General features: G+C 63.8%; 14 protein-coding genes, 1 other RNA gene and 2 pseudogenes. 7 read left to right on the forward strand and 10 right to left on the reverse strand.

The genetic code is table 11. The features are described from left to right. The first annotated feature begins 240 nt into the window (after positions 1-240). Positions 241-804: a TetR/AcrR family transcriptional regulator gene (locus tag ACMHLQ_RS14770; protein WP_415401463.1), complete on the forward strand. Its 564-nt coding sequence runs from the start codon at positions 241-243 to the stop codon at positions 802-804. Further along, entirely contained in the window at positions 801-1,661 is an 861-nt protein-coding gene (locus tag ACMHLQ_RS14775; protein WP_415401465.1) for a sterol desaturase family protein, read from the forward strand. Before ACMHLQ_RS14770 ends, ACMHLQ_RS14775 begins: the two co-directional genes overlap by 4 nt. On the opposite strand, the gene ACMHLQ_RS14780 is transcribed toward ACMHLQ_RS14775, so the two are convergent. Next, entirely contained in the window at positions 1,641-2,270 is a 630-nt protein-coding gene (locus ACMHLQ_RS14780; protein WP_415401467.1) for a ribonuclease T2 family protein, read from the reverse strand. The two genes, ACMHLQ_RS14775 and ACMHLQ_RS14780, sit on opposite strands and share 21 nt — an antisense overlap. 126 nt (positions 2,271-2,396) lie before the next feature. Here ACMHLQ_RS14780 and ACMHLQ_RS14785 point away from each other — a divergent pair. Then, positions 2,397-3,153: pseudogene (locus tag ACMHLQ_RS14785) on the forward strand (DUF1013 domain-containing protein). 80 nt (positions 3,154-3,233) lie between these two features. Next, positions 3,234-4,273 (forward strand): annotated as a pseudogene (gene ltaE / locus ACMHLQ_RS14790) (low-specificity L-threonine aldolase). Positions 4,274-4,288: 15 nt separating this feature from the next. Here ltaE and ACMHLQ_RS14795 read toward each other — a convergent pair. Beyond that, a complete protein-coding gene (locus tag ACMHLQ_RS14795) occupies positions 4,289-4,939 on the reverse strand; it encodes a PAS domain-containing protein (RefSeq protein WP_415401468.1) in 651 nt (216 codons plus the stop codon). 79 nt (positions 4,940-5,018) lie between these two features. Beyond that, positions 5,019-5,612, reverse strand: coding sequence for a recombination mediator RecR (gene recR / locus ACMHLQ_RS14800; RefSeq protein ID WP_415401469.1), 594 nt, complete (start codon positions 5,610-5,612; stop codon positions 5,019-5,021). 123 nt (positions 5,613-5,735) lie between these two features. Here recR and ACMHLQ_RS14805 point away from each other — a divergent pair, with 123 nt between their 5' ends. Beyond that, positions 5,736-6,359 (forward strand): hypothetical protein, encoded by a 624-nt coding sequence (locus tag ACMHLQ_RS14805; RefSeq protein ID WP_415401470.1) that lies wholly within the window; start codon positions 5,736-5,738, stop codon positions 6,357-6,359. An 18-nt stretch (positions 6,360-6,377) separates the two neighbouring features. Here ACMHLQ_RS14805 and ACMHLQ_RS14810 read toward each other — a convergent pair whose 3' ends face one another. The 4 genes from ACMHLQ_RS14810 to ACMHLQ_RS14825 are packed head-to-tail and all read right to left on the reverse strand — an operon-like array spanning position 6,378 to position 9,265. Beyond that, positions 6,378-6,722 carry a YbaB/EbfC family nucleoid-associated protein gene (locus tag ACMHLQ_RS14810; protein WP_415401471.1) on the reverse strand — a complete coding sequence of 115 codons (345 nt, stop codon included), beginning with the start codon at positions 6,720-6,722 and terminating at the stop codon, positions 6,378-6,380. 14 nt (positions 6,723-6,736) lie between these two features. Further along, positions 6,737-7,120, reverse strand: coding sequence for a hypothetical protein (locus ACMHLQ_RS14815; protein WP_415401472.1), 384 nt, complete (start codon positions 7,118-7,120; stop codon positions 6,737-6,739). Further along, positions 7,117-7,530 (reverse strand): RidA family protein, encoded by a 414-nt coding sequence (locus ACMHLQ_RS14820; RefSeq protein WP_415401473.1) that lies wholly within the window; start codon positions 7,528-7,530, stop codon positions 7,117-7,119. Before ACMHLQ_RS14820 ends, ACMHLQ_RS14815 begins: the two co-directional genes overlap by 4 nt. Beyond that, positions 7,517-9,265: a DNA polymerase III subunit gamma/tau gene (locus ACMHLQ_RS14825; protein WP_415401475.1), complete on the reverse strand. Its 1,749-nt coding sequence runs from the start codon at positions 9,263-9,265 to the stop codon at positions 7,517-7,519. Before ACMHLQ_RS14825 ends, ACMHLQ_RS14820 begins: the two co-directional genes overlap by 14 nt. Before the next feature lie 143 nt (positions 9,266-9,408). Here ACMHLQ_RS14825 and ACMHLQ_RS14830 point away from each other — a divergent pair, with 143 nt between their 5' ends. After that, complete coding sequence (locus ACMHLQ_RS14830; RefSeq protein WP_415401476.1) at positions 9,409-10,245, forward strand: neutral zinc metallopeptidase; 837 nt, start codon at positions 9,409-9,411, stop codon at positions 10,243-10,245. Positions 10,246-10,265: 20 nt separating this feature from the next. Here the strand turns inward: ACMHLQ_RS14830 and ACMHLQ_RS14835 are convergent, their stop codons facing one another. Beyond that, complete coding sequence (locus ACMHLQ_RS14835; RefSeq protein WP_415401477.1) at positions 10,266-10,829, reverse strand: TetR/AcrR family transcriptional regulator; 564 nt, start codon at positions 10,827-10,829, stop codon at positions 10,266-10,268. Between the two features lie 89 nt (positions 10,830-10,918). Here ACMHLQ_RS14835 and ACMHLQ_RS14840 point away from each other — a divergent pair, with 89 nt between their 5' ends. Then, positions 10,919-11,788, forward strand: a complete 870-nt coding sequence (locus tag ACMHLQ_RS14840) for an alpha/beta fold hydrolase (RefSeq protein ID WP_415401478.1) — start codon at positions 10,919-10,921, stop codon at positions 11,786-11,788. Between the two features lie 76 nt (positions 11,789-11,864). Here the strand turns inward: ACMHLQ_RS14840 and ffs are convergent. Together ffs and ACMHLQ_RS14850 are read right to left on the reverse strand one after the other, a co-directional pair. Next, an RNA gene (ffs, locus tag ACMHLQ_RS14845) (signal recognition particle sRNA small type) lies at positions 11,865-11,962 on the reverse strand. 42 nt (positions 11,963-12,004) lie between these two features. Further along, positions 12,005-13,831: a 5'-nucleotidase C-terminal domain-containing protein gene (locus ACMHLQ_RS14850; protein ID WP_415401479.1), complete on the reverse strand. Its 1,827-nt coding sequence runs from the start codon at positions 13,829-13,831 to the stop codon at positions 12,005-12,007. Between the last annotated feature and the right edge of the window lie 125 nt (positions 13,832-13,956).

Genomic DNA, 13,956 nt, shown 5'->3' on the forward strand with positions numbered 1-13,956 from the left:
ATATTAAGGTTAATGCGGTGTCCTGACAGCACGGTACAGGCTGTGGAGCCGATGGCCGTGTCAGGAGAAGCGCTGCTTCTTCATCGCCCGCGGTGCTCACAGGATGAGTGGCGCGGGCGTTGTTGTTTCTTCTGACCAGAAATACCACCGCCGGAGGCATCCGCGCTTTCCGCAGTCCGGAAACGGGTATTTTGTGCGGGTCCTCTTGATTGGACGAGCGAATCGAGACATATGTGTCTCATGCGAGACAATAATGTATCATCCAGCCTATCCATCCTGAACGCCGCCTTTGATCTGTTCAGCCAGAACCCCGGCGCGTCGCTGGCCGAGGTCGCAGCGCATGCCGGGGTGGGGCGGGCCACACTGCACCGGCACTTTTCGGGCCGCGCCGACTTGGTCGCCGAAATGGCGCTTGTCGCGTCGCAAGAGCTGAACGCCGCCGTCGACGAGGCCACGCGCGATTGCGAAACCTATACCGAAGGGCTGCGCGTCGCATTCCGGGCGATGCTCCCCCTTGCGCAGCGCTACATGTTCCTCGCGACCGAACCGGTGGATCAGGACCCGCGCGTCGCCGCCGCCTATGCTGCCGAAACGGCAGAACTGCTGAACGATATCGAGCAGGCCAAGGCCGAAGGGACGTTTGACCCCTCCATTCCCTCGATATGGATCGCGCAGGCCTATGAAAACCTGCTCTACGCCGCGTGGACCATGATCGCGACCCAAGAGGCGACGCCGAACCAGGCCGCCGACCTCGCGTGGCGCACCCTCACCCAAGGCATGAAACCCCAAGGATCAACAACATGACACTTGATGCATTGACCACGCTGGGCACGCAGATCGACGAGGTCTTCTTTCTCATCGGCATTGCCATCCTGCTGATCGAACTGGCCGAAGTGCTGTTCAAGGGCAGTCACAAGGGGCGCACATTGCTCGAAATGGTCGTGAGCGCCTCGACCCAAATCCCGTCGATCCTGATCGAAGTCTTTGTGCTGACTGCCGCGTACAGCATCTACTACATTCTGGCCGATGCCTTCGTCACATGGCAGATTCCGCTGACGTGGTGGGGCATTGTTCTGGCCGTGATCGCCGCCGATTTCACCTACTATTGGGAACACCGTATCGCGCATGAGGTGCGACTGCTCTGGACCCAGCATGCGGTCCACCATTCCTCGCGCGATTACAACATCATCACCGGTATTCGCTTTGGCCCGCTTGAGGGGGTGTGGTCCCTCATCGCCCACATCCCGCTGGTTTTCCTTGGCTTTTCGCCCGAGATGATCTTTTTCGGGATCATCGTCGTGTTGGCCTACCAGACATGGATCCACACCGAGGTGATCGGCAAGATGGGGTGGTTTGATGCGGTGATGAATTCGCCCGCCAACCACCGTGTGCACCACGGGTCAGAGGACAAGTACCTCGACAAGAACTATGGCGGGATCACCGTGATCTGGGACCAGCTGTTCGGCACCTACCAGGCCGAGGAAGAGACGCCCCGCTATGGCCTGAAACGCGACTTTGACAGCCGCAATCCGCTGGTCGTGTGGTTCTCGGAAATCCCCGGCCTGTGGCGGGACATGCGCACCGCGCGCACATGGGGTGAGGCATGGCGTTACATGGTGCGCGCGCCGGGCTGGCGCCCCTCAGCGGATGGGCGTGAATAGGGCGTCGCGGGCGCTGCAGTCGCGCACCACGTCCTGTCCGCAAGGTACGGGATCAAGGTCGCGCGACAGGCAAATCCGCGCTTCCTGAATGTGTCCATCGCGGCAGGTGATGGTCACGCCATCCGGCTCCATCCCCGGATTGGCCTGCAAAAACGCATCTTGCACGACAGATGCGGGCAGGCGCACCGTCTTGTCCAGCTTGCGAAAAACGGGCGGGCGCACGACGCGGCCATAGGCCTCGCGCGACAGGGCGTAATAGGCCGGTGCAGACAGGCCGGTGCACACGCCGTGTTTTTTCCATTGATGCCAGGCAAGGCCCGATGTGCCCATGATGTCCGCCATTTCCGCCGTCATCCCGCGCGAGGGCGGTCGTTCGGCGTTACGGCAATAGGATGGGTAGCCGCGATGAAACTGTGGCCACAGCCCGTGCATGATCCAGCCGTGATCGTGGCGCGCATCGCATTGGTCCGATCCGCGCGCATCCCCCTCATAAGCGCACCAGTTGGGGGACCAGCTGAGCGACAGCACGTAGTAATCGAACTCTCCCGCCTTTTCCCCTTCGCCCCAGACGGGCATGGCCAACATCAGCCAGATCAACAGATACCGCATAAGGCTTTCCTTTTCCGCTTGCGCCCCTTATATCCCGCCCAAGTTCTCCCACAACGGAAACCCGCCTTGGATGCCAAGGCCGCCGATTTCAGGCGACGGGAAAGATATGCGCGAAGGAGCATGACAATGGCAAAACCGATCATGGCCAAGGCCACCGCCGTCTGGCTGGTGGACAACACTACACTCAGCTTCAAACAGATCGCTGACTTTGTCGAAATGCACGAGCTTGAAGTGCAGGGCATTGCGGATGGTGATGTGGCGGCAGGTGTCAAAGGCTTTGATCCCATTGCCAACAATCAGCTGACCCAGGAAGAGATTGATGCGGCCGAGCAGAACCCGCTGCACAAGCTGAAGCTGAAGTTCAACGCCGCCGCCGTGGGCGAGGAAAAGCGCCGTGGCCCGCGTTACACCCCGCTGTCCAAGCGTCAGGACCGCCCCGCTGCGATCTATTGGCTGGTGAAATTCCATCCAGAACTGACCGATGGTCAGATCTCCAAACTGGTGGGCACGACCAAGCCTACGATCCAGTCGATCTCGCGATCGCTCGCACTGGAACATCTCGAACATCCAGCCGGTGGACCCGGTTGCCCTGGGGCTGACCAAACAGTCCGAACTGGACGCCGCGGTGCAAAAGGCCGCCGCCAAGAAGGCCGCCGATGCGCCAGTTATGTCCGATGACGAGCGTCGCAAGCTGGTCAGCACCGAGCAAAGCCTTGGCATGGAAGCCGAACCGAAGATCCCGACAGCGATCGAGGGTCTCGAGACCTTCTCGCTGTCCATGGAAGTGGATGACGAGGAAGAGGCGGAATCGACCCTTGTCGATGCCGACAGCCTGTTCAACCTGCCCAAGGGCGGCGGTGAGGACGAAGACGAGCAGCCCTGAGCCGCTTCTCAGCTTTAAGTTCGCAGCGGGCGCGCCTAGGATATGGGCGCGCCCGTTGTCGTTTCTGAAAGGTCACTGCCATGAACCAGTATGCCGCGATGCAGGATGCATCCCACGCCCCCGTGATTTGCGATCTGCGCAGCGACACAGTGACCGCGCCCGATGCGGCGATGCGCGCGGCCATGGCCGAGGCCGAAGTGGGCGATGACGTTTATGGTGAGGATGCCACCGTCAACCGGCTTGAGGCGACAATGGCCGAGCGGTTGGGCAAGGAGGCGGGGCTGTTCCTGACCTCAGGCACGCAAAGCAATCTGGTCGGCATGTTGTCCCATTGCGCGCGGGGGGAAGAGATTTTGACGGGCCGCGCCTATCACATCTACAAATACGAGGCGGCGGGGGCCTCGGTGCTGGGCGGCATTGCCCTTGATCCGCTGGACGTGGCCGAGGATGGCGGGCTGGACCCGGATGCGATCCGCGCGGCGATCAAGGACGACGATTCCCATCACGCCATCACCCGGCTTTTGGGGCTTGAGAACACTCATAACGGTGCGGCTATTCCGCTGGCGCGCTGTCAGGCCGCTGCCGATGTGGCGCGCGCCGCCGGTCTGTCCGTGCATCTGGACGGCGCACGTTTTTTCAACGCGGTCGAGGCGCTGGGATGCGCGGAAACCGACCTTGCGGGCATCTTCGACACTGTGTCGATCTGCCTGTCCAAGGGGCTGGGCGCGCCTGTGGGTTCTGTCCTTGTAGGCCCGCGTGACCTGATCGACCGGGCACGGCGCTGGCGCAAGATGCTGGGCGGGGGCACGCGCCAATCCGGTGTGCTGGCCGCCGCTGGGCTGCACGCGCTTGAGAGTAACGTCGCCCGTCTGGGCGAAGACCGCATGCGCGCGGAACGGCTGGGGCAGGCCTTGTCGCAATATGGTGACGTGGTGCAGGCGACGAACATGGTCTTTTTCACGCCCAAAGGGGGGTGACACCCGACCTCCAAAGGCACATGGGCGCGGCCGGGATCAAGCTGAGCGGTGCCACAGGCACAACCCGTCTTGTGTTGCACAAAGATGTTACGGACGAAGGGTTGCAGCGGGCCATTGACGCTTTTGGAACCGCGCTTGGCTGAGCGCTGCGGCGCGCCCTAGTTCGCCTCGGAAATCTTGTCCGCGATCATGGCGGCCCATTGCGCATTCGTGTCGGCGAGTTTGCTGATCTCGGTGGCCACGACAGCAAACCCGCGCCCGTGATCGCCTGCGCGCGCGGCCTCGATCCGGGCGTTCACGGACAGCATCGACAATTCGCGCACCGACCGGGCGATGTTGTTGGCCAGATCAAGGATATCCTTGTTGGCATCCAGCGCCTCTGTCCTTTGGATCTGCAATTTGTGCCGCAAATTCTGTTCGGCACTGGCATCCACGACCAGACCTTGCAGATACTGCACCTCGCCCGCGTCATCCAAGACCGCAGCACCGCGTTCGCGCACATAGGCGGTGGACCCGTCCGGGCGCACAAGCCGGTAATCCACATCCCAAGGCGCGCGCTGCGCGATGGCCGCATCCACATGGTCGATCATCGGGCGCAGGTCGTCGGCATGGCACAGGGATGCATAGCTGAGATCGCGATTGCCCAGCAGTTGGGCCGGGCGACAGCCGGTGATGTCCCGCACCGATCCCGCGAGGTAGGTCATCGTCACCGCTTCATCATTATCGCAGCGATAGGCAAAGGACTTGGACGCGCCCAAGATGCTTTCAAACACATGTGCAAGGCTGTCATCCGCGCTGTGCGACATCATCGGCAGGCTCTCGGGTGCTAGGGGTTATCGACCCCGACATACCCCCGCAACAGTTACCAAATCCTGAGTGGCCCTAAAGTTACAACGCCTTGCGCGCCCTCAGCGCCGCCGTAATCGTGCCGTCGTCGAGATAGTCCAACTCGCCCCCGATGGGCACACCCTGGGCCAGCGATGTGAGGGTCACGCGGCCCTCCAGTTGGTCGGCGATGTAATGGGCGGTGGTCTGGCCGTCGATGGTGGCGTTCAGCGCGAGGATGACCTCGTTCACACTCTCGCTCGCCACGCGGTCCATCAGCCGGGGTATCCGCAACTCGTCCGGGCCGATTGCATCCAGCGCCGACAGGGTGCCGCCCAACACGTGATAGCGGCCCTTGAACACGCCTGACCGCTCCATCGCCCATAGATCGGCTACGTCCTCAACCACGCACAACTCGCCATTGGCGCGCTTTTCCGAGGTGCAGATGTCGCAGATATCCGTCGTGCCCACGTTGCCGCAATTCATGCACTCGCGCGCCGTGACGGCAACGGTCTGCATGACGTCCGCAAGGGGGGTCAGCAGCAGCGCGCGTTTGCGGATAAGGTGCAGGACTGCGCGCCGGGCCGACCGCGGGCCAAGGCCGGGCAGCTTGGCCATCATTTCGATCAGGGCGTCTATGTCGCGGGTACTGCTCATGTGCGGCAAACCTATTGCGCTTTGGACCGGACAGGAAGGCGGGAAATGAGGCGGCGGCGTTCACGCCTTCTCAACCAGTCGCGGCTAGCGTTGCTCCTGACCGGTTCCAAGCGAGGGGGCAACATGCCGCGTTCATTGCAGTCAATGGTGATGGCCTTGGCCTTGATCCTGCTGCCCTACGGGGTGTTGGCCTGTGCCTATCCGATCCCCTTGCAGGTCATCAACACGACGCTGGGCGCGGTCCATGCCAGCGGGGGCGAGGTGGGCATGCACCACCGCACACGGTTGCGCCGTGCGCTGGACCAGTTGGATGTCCCTGCGCTGCGTCAAAGCCTGGGCGAGGTGCTTGGCCGATCAGACAGGCGCGCGGCAGACACGGTTTTGAAAGCATCCGCAGCCCTGGCAGGTGGGCGCGGGTTCAAGCTTGAGCCCGACGTCGCGGAAAAGTCGCGCCAACTGGCGAGCGTGATGCAACGCGACTGCGTTGAAGGGACCCAGGCCGAAGGGCAGGGGGCCACGGACTCGACGGCCCATGGCGCACGGCAGAGCGAACGGGGTGCCGCATCCGCGCTGACCTTTCGCGAGGGGATCACGCGGCTCAGCATCACGTTCACGATCTACCTGATCTTTCTTGCCGCAGTCATCGGGTTGCGGCGCGACCACAAGCTGGCCCATGCGGAAGAAGACGTTTCAGAGGAAGAGACCCCGCCGCCCCCATATCAAGGGGACGGGGCCGCGCAACTCTGAGGGCGGTCAAGGGCGGCGTCAGAAGGGCAGCTTCATCCCCGCAGGCAGGCCCAGACCTTCGGTCAGTTTGCCCATCTCGTCCTGGGCACGTTCGCTTGCTTTGGCCTGCGCATCCTTGATGGCGGCAAGGATCAGGTCCTCGACCACTTCCTTGTCATCGCCGTTAAAGATCGACGGGTCGATATCCAGTCCCGTCAACTCGCCCTTGGCCGTGGCCGTGGCCTTGACCAGCCCCGCACCACTTTCGCCGGTGACCATGATGGTTTCCAGACCATCCTGCATTTCTGCCATCTTGGTCTGCATTTCCTGGGCTTTTTTCATCATCCCGGCCATATCGCCGAGGCCGCCTAGTCCTTTGAGCATGGGTGTCTCCTGATCTATCCGTCATCCGCCTTGCGCGGCATGGTGTACAAAACTGTCCACACACATATTGCAGCCGCGAGGGCGATGAACAAGGTCGGCGGGCCAACGCACCCCTCAACAAGCCCCGGCGCGCGCATGCCGCTGGGGTCGGCCATGGTGATCAAGGTGATGAACCCGGTCCACAGCAGGACAACCACCAGCCCGCCCCACTGGCTGCGCAGGGCCAACGCCACAACGGTCGCGGCCAGCAGGAACAGGCCGCCCGGCGACAGGAACAACGCCAGCGCCTCGCCCATCGCGGTTGTGGTTGTGCCGTCCCAATCAGGGCGCATCTTGTCACAGACTTCGGCCCAGGCGGGGCCAGACAGAGCCATCAGGGGCAAGGCGAGGCGTTTCATGCGTCCTCCTCTGCGGGTAGCCGCGCCACCACTTTCAATTCGATCACCACGCCTTCGGTGGCGAACCCGGACACTTCGATGGCCGTCCAGGCGGGGTAGGGCGCGCGGACATACCCGGCACGGATCGCCTTGAAGTCCTCCAGATGGTCGCTCAGGCCGATGTGAAAACTGGTCATGTCCACCACATCGCCCCAGTCCAGCCCGCCAGCGGCCAAGACCTCGGCCACCGTGTCAAAGGCGATCCTGAATTGGGCTGTGGCCTCGCGCGGGGGCGGGCCATCCAGCGGGCAGCCATTGAAGCCGGTCAGAAATACATGGTCTCCGGACACGATCCCCGGCGACATGTGCCAGTCGCGCATCAGGTCCTGCATCGTGTCGGGCACGATGGCGCGGGGCTCAGTCCTCTTCAAAGGGGTCCCATTCGTCATCGACCTCGGGCAGCGCCTCGATATGGGCCTCTTGCGCGATGTCTTCGGCGGTGCGGATCGCGGTGATCTTGGCCTTGGGGAACTGTGCAAGAACGGCTTGGACCAGCGGATGCGCCTCGGCCGTGGCCTTGAGCGCTAATTCATCTGCATCACGCACTTCGGCGATGGTCTGACCACCGCCTTCATTCACAACCGACACCGCCCAGCGATTGCCCGTCCAGAGTTGCAGGCGTTGCCCCAGCCGTTGCGCCAGATCACGCGGCGCGGTTTCGGTGGGCACAAACTCGATCCGACCGGGCTGATAGGCGGCAAGGCGCAGGGTCGTTTCGACCTCGACCAGCAGTTTCACATCGCGATTGGCGCGGATCAGTTCCAGCACATGTTCAAACGTGGGAAAGCGGGCAAGGGCGGCCTCTGCGTCCTGTGCCAGCGCGGTTGTCTGGCCAGCGGCATTGGGCTGTGCGGCCATGCGCGTCTGGGCCTGTTGCACCGCGTGCGCCCCGGAAGAGCCTCCACCGGCAGGCGCACTTGTCGTGGCCGTCGCGGGCGGTGGCGTGGCGTTTTGCAACTTGCGCACCAGCTCTTCGGGGCTGGGCAGGTCGGCCACATGGGTCAGACGGATGATCGCCATCTCGGCAGCCATCATCGCGTTGGGGGCGGCAGCCACCTCGTCCAGCGCCTTGAGCAGCATCTGCCATAGGCGCGTCAGGACCCGCATGGGCAAGGTCTCCGACATCGCCAGACCGCGTGCGCGTTCATCTGGGGAAATGGTGGGGTCGTCGGCGGCTTCGGGGGTGATTTTCACCACCGACACCCAATGTGTGATCTCGGCCAGATCGCGCAGCACCGCCATGGGGTCTGCGCCATCGGCATATTGCCCGCCAAGCTCGGTCAGCGCACCCGCCGCGTCGCCTTTGAGGATCATGTCGAACAGGTCGAGCACCCGGCCCCGGTCGGCCAGGCCCAGCATTGCGCGCACCTGATCGGCGGTGGTTTCACCCGCCCCGTGCGAAATCGCCTGATCCAGCAGCGAGGTGGCATCGCGCGCGGACCCTTCGGCGGCTCGTGTGATCAGGGCAAGGGCGTCATCGGCAATCTCTGCACCCTCGGCGGTCGCGATCTTGTTCAGCAACCCGATCATCACCTCCGGTTCGATCCGGCGCAGATCAAACCGCTGGCACCGCGACAGGACGGTGACAGGCACCTTGCGGATCTCGGTCGTGGCAAAGATGAATTTGACGTGGGCGGGCGGCTCTTCCAGCGTCTTCAACAGCGCGTTGAAGGCGCTGGTGGACAGCATGTGCACTTCGTCGATGATGTAGATCTTGTAGCGGGCCGAGGCCGCGCGATAGTGCACAGAATCGATGATCTCGCGAATATCGTTGACCGAGGTGTTGGATGCCGCGTCCATCTCGAGGACGTCGACATGCCGCCCCTCCATGATGGCCACGCAGTGCTCGCATTGCCCGCAGGGCTCGGTCGTGGGTCCGCCGGTTCCGTCCTCGCCGATACAGTTCATGCCCTTGGCGATGATCCGCGCGGTGGTCGTTTTGCCCGTGCCGCGAATCCCCGTCATCACAAAGGCTTGGGCAATGCGATCCGCCTCGAACGCGTTCTTGAGGGTGCGCACCATCGCGTCCTGCCCCACAAGGTCGACAAAGGTTTCGGGCCGGTATTTGCGGGCCAGCACCTGATAGTTTTGGGTCTCGTCAGACATGAGAAGGTTGAGGCCTCGGATCGGATTCGTTGTGACCGGGCAAACCTAAGGGGCGCGCGCGGCGCCGTCCACTGCCCTTGCGCTTTCGCTGGGCGCGCGAATGGCGATAAGGTGCTGCTATCAAGATCAAGGGAACGACCAGCATGCGCCTGCGCGGGATCAAGAGAAGCCGAAACATCGAAGACCGCCGGGGCCGGGGCAGCGCAGGGGCGGCCGGGGGGCTTGGGATTGGCGGCATCCTGATCGTTCTGGCCATCGGCTGGCTGACCGGCGTCGATGTCATGCCACTGCTGTCGGGCGGCTCGGCACCTGCGACATCCAGCCAACCCATGACCGCCGCAGATGAACGCGAAGGCGAGTTTGCCGCGCGCGTTCTGGCCACGACCGAGGCCGTCTGGGCACGCGAATTCCCCGCCCAACTGCAACGCGACTACCGCCCGCCGGTCATGGTGCTTTACTCCGGCGTCACGCAAAGCCCGTGTGGCGGGGCATCGGGCGCGACTGGCCCGTTCTACTGCCCCGCAGATCGCAAGGCCTACCTCGACACGGCGTTCTTTACCACCATGCGCGACCGTCTTGGCGCAGGCGGGGATTTCGCGGCGGCCTATGTCATCGCGCACGAGGTCGCGCATCACGTCCAGAACGAACTTGGCATTCTCGGGCAGTTGCAGCAGGCCCGCCAGAACGCGACCGAGCGCAAGGCCAATGCGCTCACCATGCGGTCCGAACTCATGGCCGACTGCCTCTCGGGCATCTGGGCGCGCAATGTGGGCGACCTGATGGAACGAGGGGACCTGCAAGAGGCGCTGAATGCGGCGCGCATGATCGGAGACGATCATTTGCAGCGGCAGGCGGGCCGGGTTCCGCAGCCCCACACGTTCACACACGGCACATCCGAACAGCGCGCACGCTGGTTCCAGCGCGGTTACGATTCGGGGCAGATGGGGGATTGTGACACGTTCGCGGCGCGCACCCTCTGACTCTGTCCCGTCCAGCGGCGTCAGATCATGTTCGGCATGCCGCGCAGGATGTCGGATGACCGTCGCGCCCGCGCCAGCGCCCAGCCCCCTTGTATCAACATGAACAGGTGTTCGGACTTGGCCTGCGCCTCATCCACGCTCATGCCAAGCCGCTCGGCGTGGTCATGTACTTCGGCGATCCACCCCTCGTAGATATGTTCTGCATGGGCGCGGAAATCGGTGTTGTCCGGCCCCTCGAACAGGGTTGCGGCGATGGGGCACGTGTCCCAACCGGTGATGTCGAACAGCTTGGCCAGTTTGAAACACAGCGTCGTGGCCCCATCCTTGAACGTGTCGGCCCCGTCAAAACTGGCGGCGATCAGGCGCAGCATCTCGTCTGACGCCCATGTGGCCGCAGCCATGGCAAGATCGGATTTGCCATTGGGAAAGTGGTGATAGAGCGACCCCTTGGGCGCCTTTGCATCCGCCAGAAGATCGGCAAGGCCGACCCCGTGGTAACCCCGCGTGCGAAACAGCGTGGCGGCGGACAGGATCAGGCGATCCTTTGTGGGCAGGGCTTTGGGCGTGCGATCCTGGGTGGTCATTCTTTGATCTTGACAGGAATAGACCGATTGGTCCAGCGTGGCCACTAGACCAATCAGTCTAGTGGCTGATCCCAGAATCGGAGCCTGCAATGTTCGACACTGCCCCCGCTCAACGTGCTGTCACGGAACGGTCCCTGGCCTTCAAATCCGAGGATGGGGCCGAATTGGTGGGGCGCCTGTTCGTGCCAGACCAACGCCCGTTCGCCGCCGTCGTGCTGAACAGCGCCACCGGCGTGCCTCAGGAATTTTACACCCACTTTGCCCGGTGGCTGGCGGCAGAGCGTGGCATGGCCTGCCTGACCTATGACTATCGCGGGATGGGCCGCTCCTATGCCGGACCCATGCGCGGCGTGAAGGCGGACATGTCCGATTGGGGCATCCGCGATCAGGTGGCCGCACGTCGCGCCATGCGCCGCGCCGCGCCCGACGCGCCGCTTTGGGTCATTGGCCATTCGCTGGGGGCCATGGTTCTGCCCAACCAGCCGGAAATGGAAGACGTGGTGCGTGTCATCGGCGTCGCCTCCGGCATGGTGCATCACACCGACCATCCCTGGCCGTACCGCGCCGTGGCCCTGAACTTCTGGTTCACACTTGGCCCGTTGGCGACACTGCTGTGCGGGTATCTGCCCGGTAAATCCCTGCGGTTCGGAGAGGATTTGCCCGCCGACGTGTTCTGGCAGTGGCGCAAGTGGTGCACGTCGCGCGACTTCTATGACTCTGATCTGGGGCCGCGTATGCCCGCGCCCAACTGGACTGCGCCTGCGCAGGTGCGTTTGCATTCGTTTTCCGATGACGACCTGATCCCGCCGCATTGCGTCGCGCGCTTGCGCGATGTCTACGGGGCAGGGGCCGCGCATGTGACCATTGATCCAAAGGATCACGGGTTGCAGGCGGTTGGGCACCTGGGCGCGTTTTCGCGGCGCAACAAGGCGATTTGGGGGGTGCTGCTGGAGGGGTGAGGCGGTCTCCGGCCCTCTCGCGGTTTGCCGTGCAAACCTCTGCCGGGCGACGCGCACCATGCTGGCATGGTACGCTGGGTGAGAGATTGACAACGACCCAAGCGGGGCTCGTTACGGCTGCTTCCTTCCGGATCTGACCGGGTTGGCGAGGCGCTCGCCCGCGCCAACCTCTCACCAGGTGATATAATCCGCACATGCCACCAGTGCAAGGCCCGCTCAGAGTGTGACGCGCAACTCGGCAAATCCCGCGTCGTTGATCCCCAGCGGCTCCGGGGCGAAATCCGCGATCTCGTCCAGATGCGACAGCGCGTTGGGCGACGTTTCAATCACCACCTGCGCCCCGAGGTCGGGCACGAACTGCCAGACCGACGGCTCGGGTGTGTCTGGCAGAGGGGCGGCGGCGATTTCCGTGCGCAAGGCCGCTGACAGCTCAATCTCGGTGCGCAACACGGTCGGGCTGGTCGCAAGGCCGGGGAAGCCACCACCGCCCGCACCTCGATAGCTGGTCATGGCCACCAGAAACGCATCCTCCGGCGCAACAGGGTTGCCATCGAAAAACATCGCGCGGACCCGCCGGGCCGCCGGATCGATCAGCATACCCGTCGCGTCAAAGCGGGGCGGCACAAATGGGTCGATGACCGTGTGCAGCCCGTGCAGGCCGTCAAAGTTGTAGGCCGGGGCGGCAGGGTTCACGAGGGGCCTGTCCCGATGGGGCTGCGGGTCAAAATAGGCGGCGGATCGCTCTGCCCAGTTCCACAGGTCCTGCCCGCGCAGAACAACGGCCCAGATCGCGTTGGAATAGGGGGTCAGCATGGCCACATGACGCTCGCGCACCACGCCTGCGGGCACGTGCGCGTAGTGGCCCGGCCCGGCCACGCCACCCAGCGCCATGGGCGCAATGGCGGCGATCAAGGGCAGGTCGGCAAGGTCGGTGCCCGCAACATGCGCCCCGATGGCGTGCCGCATCGCGCGGGCCAGCAGCGCGCTGGACGGGCCCGATTTCAGCATCTCGAAATAGCTGTGGAACCCGGTTTCGCTGCGCGCCAGCGGCGCATCAAGGGCGGCCCGCGTCGCCTTGATCGCCGGGGCGGCGATGGCCGTGACCGTTGGATCGGGCGCTTGGCGCGACCACGGTCCATGCAGCACGGCGACGTGGCCTGCAACGCGCCACCGCCCCTCGCTCCAGCGCAGGCCCAGATCAATGACGCCCAACGCTTGCGCGGCAAAGCCGGGCATGACCGCGGGCACACCGTGCACGGTGCCCTTTTCGGCGTTCGTCTTGGGGCTGTCATAGCGCAGTTTGCCGGGAAACAGCTCATGTGTGTGGCCCATGATCATCGCATCAATCCCGCGCACCTTGGCGGCCAGCGTCGCGGCAAAGTTCTCGGCTCCTGCGGCTGTGACAGGCGACAGGCCGCTGTGGCACAGAACCACCACGATATCCGCCCCGTTGCGGCGCAGCGCGGTGACCGCACGACGGGCGGCCTGCACACCGTCGTCAAAGGCCACGCGCCCGTCCAGATGGCGGTGATTCCAGATCGCGGTCTGGGGCGGCAGAACCGAGGTGATGCCAATCGACACCATCCGCTCGCCGCCATCCGAACAGGCCACCAACCGCTTGATGATGGTGGTCGCGCCTACCCCCGCGATCGTCCCCCTCGACAGGCTGGCGCACAGCACGGGCGCGTCGATCTGGGCCAGGACACGCTCAAGAAAGGGCAGGCCAAAGTCGAAATCGTGATTGCCCAGCCCCACAGCGTCATAGGACAGGGCGTTCAGAATGCCGGGCCAGGGGTGCGGTGTGTTTTCGCTGGCCCCGGCACAGATGTTCCCAAGGGGCGTGCCCTGGAGCGCATCGCCATTGTCGACAAGGATTGTCTGCCCGGGTGCTGCACGCCGTGCCGCCATGATCGAGCGGGCCAGAACATCCATGCCCTGACCCGGTTGGATCGTGTCACGCAACGCATCCCAGCCCGTGATGTGCATATGCACGTCGCTGGTGGCGAGGATCCGAAGATCGGCATGTACCTTGGTTGAATCCATAATCTCTCTTGCACCTTTAGGTAGAGCGATGGCAACCCCCGACAACCTGTGAATACGCCGGGGCCACATTTGTTGCGCCCGGGCAATGCCATGCGGCCATTGCGCCGACGCGCTGCGCATGCCAA

The sequence above is a fragment of the Tateyamaria algicola genome (genome assembly GCF_047715485.1).
GTDB lineage: Bacteria > Pseudomonadota > Alphaproteobacteria > Rhodobacterales > Rhodobacteraceae > Tateyamaria.